At 69.7% G+C, this 2,772-nt stretch carries 4 protein-coding genes; all 4 read left to right on the top strand.

The features are described 5' to 3' along the window. Window positions 1-370: 370 nt before the first annotated feature. Window positions 371-931 (top strand): ribosome maturation factor RimP, encoded by a 561-nt coding sequence (gene rimP / locus Q2100_RS30730; protein WP_302917056.1) that lies wholly within the window; start codon window positions 371-373, stop codon window positions 929-931. Then, complete coding sequence (gene nusA, locus Q2100_RS30735; protein ID WP_264014575.1) at window positions 928-1,989, top strand: transcription termination factor NusA; 1,062 nt, start codon at window positions 928-930, stop codon at window positions 1,987-1,989. Before rimP ends, nusA begins: the two co-directional genes overlap by 4 nt. 184 nt (window positions 1,990-2,173) lie before the next feature. Next, entirely contained in the window at window positions 2,174-2,428 is a 255-nt protein-coding gene (locus Q2100_RS30740; RefSeq protein ID WP_407667733.1) for a YlxR family protein, read from the top strand. Between the two features lie 78 nt (window positions 2,429-2,506). Next, window positions 2,507-2,772, top strand: a 266-nt coding sequence (locus Q2100_RS30745; RefSeq protein ID WP_302917058.1) for a translation initiation factor IF-2 N-terminal domain-containing protein, incomplete at its 3' end; no start/stop codon positions are given.

Below are 2,772 nucleotides of genomic sequence, written 5' to 3' on the forward strand. Positions count from 1 at the left end.
GCCCGGTCGATCTGCGCGATCAACTCGTCGACCTCGGGCGGCGGAGGCGGCGTCCCACAGGCGGCGGAGGCGGCTCCCAGCAGGGTGAGGGTGGCCGCGCCCACCAGCACGCGTCGCCTGCTGACGACTGGATTGACGCTCGGCACGAGCAACATCCTGCCATTGCCCCTCCTGGGCGCTCGACGCCGACGAGCGTGGTGCCCCGACGGGCCGGCGGCAGCCCCGCGGGCCGCCTGCGCTGCCGTTTCGCGCGTGCGCACGGCGGGCTGGCGTATCGTGGAAGGTCGATTCCTGGGGTTCGAGGTGACGCCTCGACGGGCGGCCGAGCCCGGGGAGTCGTGTCCGGACAACTCAAGACGAGGAGCTCGCCGTGGCGCCCGACCCACGATCGTCCGGGTTACCGACGCAGGAGCAGGTGATCGCCGTCCTCGACGGCGAGTTCGCGCGCGCCGGTTACGAGATCGAAGACGTGGTGATCGACGGTTCGACCCGGCCGCCACGGATCACCGTCATCGCCGACGCCGACGGTGGTGTGAGCCTCGACGCGATCGCCGACCTCTCGCGCACGGCCTCCGAGCTGCTCGACCGTCTCGACCCCGACACCGGTCACGGTGCCGACGCCGAATACGTCCTGGAGGTCACCTCACGCGGGGTGGAGCGCCCCCTGGTCGCCGAGAAGCACTTCCGGCGCGCGCAGGGCCGCAAGGTCGAGGTGACGCTGGCCGATGGGTCCCAGGTGACCGGCCGGCTCGGCGAGACCGCGGGCGGCCTGGTGCGGCTGATCGTCCGCGAAGGCAACAGACCCACCCTGTCGGTACGCGAGCTGCCGCTCGACGGGATCACCAAAGCTGTTGTGCAAGTCGAATTCTCGGCTCCCAATTCGCGTGAGCTGGAACTGGCGGGACAACCCCGGAAGGAGGGTGTGGAATGAACATCGACATGGCGGCCCTACATGCCATCGAGGCGGACAAGGGCATCACGGTCGACGTCGTGGTCGACACCATCAAGTCGGCGTTGCTCACCGCCTACCGGCACACCGAGGGCCACGAACCCGACGCCCACATCGACATCGACCGGAAGACCGGCGTGGTGAAGGTGATCGCCCGCCAGACCGACGCCGACGGCAACGTGGTGCACGAGTGGGACGACACCCCAGAGGGATTCGGCCGCATCGCCGCGACGACCGCACGTCAGGTGATCCTGCAGCGCCTCCGCGACGCCGAGAACGAGAAGAACTACGGGGAGTTCTCCGCCCGCGAGGGTGACATCGTCGGCGGGGTGATCCAGCGCGACGCCCGCGCGAACGCCCGCGGGCTGGTGGTCGTCCGGATGGGCAGCGAGACCAAGGGCTCCGAAGGGGTGATCCCGGCCGCCGAGCAGGTGCCCGGCGAGAGCTATGAGCACGGGGACCGGCTTCGCTGCTACGTCGTGGGCGTCTCGCGCGGCGCCCGTGAGCCGTTGATCACGCTGTCGCGAACCCACCCGAACCTGGTGCGCAAGCTGTTCTCGCTCGAGGTGCCGGAGATCAACGACGGATCGGTCGAGATCGTCGCGGTGGCCAGGGAGGCCGGCCACCGCTCGAAGATCGCCGTCGCGTCCCGGGTGCCGGGCCTCAACGCCAAGGGTGCGTGCATCGGGCCGATGGGTCAGCGGGTGCGCAACGTGATGAGCGAGTTGTCGGGGGAGAAGATCGACATCATCGACCACGACGACGACCCCGCGCGCTTCGTCGCCAACGCGCTGTCGCCCGCCAAGGTGGTGTCGGTCTCGGTGATCGACGAGAGTGCCCGTGCCGCGCGCGTGGTGGTGCCCGACTACCAGCTGTCGTTGGCGATCGGCAAGGAGGGCCAGAACGCCCGCCTGGCCGCGCGGCTCACCGGCTGGCGTATCGACATCCGCAGCGACGCCGCACCGACCGGCCCGACCGGCCCGGCCGGGCCTGCGCAGTCCGGACGGGGTGCGACGCACGGAGCGGCTCGGGACGCCTGAGCGCTCGCAGAAACCCACGCCCGGACCACGGTTTCGGCGCAACGGGTCCGTGGCGGTAGACTCAGCCGTGATCCAGCGCGAGACTCCGGTGTCCCAACGGGGGCGCACCGCCGACCTACCGGTCGGGCCGGTGCGGACCTGTGTGGGGTGCCGGAAGCGAGAGCTGGCTGTCGAACTGCTCCGAGTGGTCGCAGTCGGCGGGAACGGCGAGTGCGCCGCGACCGTCGACACGGCGGGTAATCTGCCTGGGCGGGGTGCATGGCTGCATCCCGATCCGCAGTGCCTACACGCAGCAATCCGGCGGCGAGCGTTCGTGCGAGCGCTGCGGATCACCGGTTCACCGGACCTCACCGCGGTGACCGAGTACGTCGAGGAGATCTCGGGGCACTCGGACGCCCGGTCGACAGAACAGGTAGCGAGAAAAATGAGCACACCGTGAAGTCCCGATGACCATGTGTCATAGCTAACCCGAGGCGCGGCGCCTACCACCGCCATCGCCTCTAGAGATGGAGATGTAGTGGCAGGTAAGGCCCGCGTACACGAGTTGGCGAAGGAACTCGGTGTCACCAGCAAGGAACTCCTCGCAAAACTGAAAGACCAGGGCGAGTTCGTCAAGTCGGCGTCGTCGACTGTCGAAGCCCCCGTCGCGCGTCGCTTGCGCGAATCGTTCGGCGCCAAGTCCGCGCCGCAGAAGGCATCCGGTAACGGCGCGCCTGCCAAGGTCGCCAGCCCGGCCGCCGCGTCGGCAGGCTCATCGGTCAAGCCGGGCCCACGGCCCGCGGC

The sequence above is a fragment of the Mycolicibacterium arseniciresistens genome, assembly GCF_030519285.1.
In the GTDB taxonomy this organism is placed as follows: domain Bacteria; phylum Actinomycetota; class Actinomycetes; order Mycobacteriales; family Mycobacteriaceae; genus Mycobacterium; species Mycobacterium arseniciresistens.

What these genes read in the sequence shown, in the direction of transcription:
- nusA (WP_264014575.1), top strand. Translation starts at nt 928, where the DNA reads ATGAACATCGACATGGCGGCCCTACATGCCATCGAGGCGGACAAGGGC.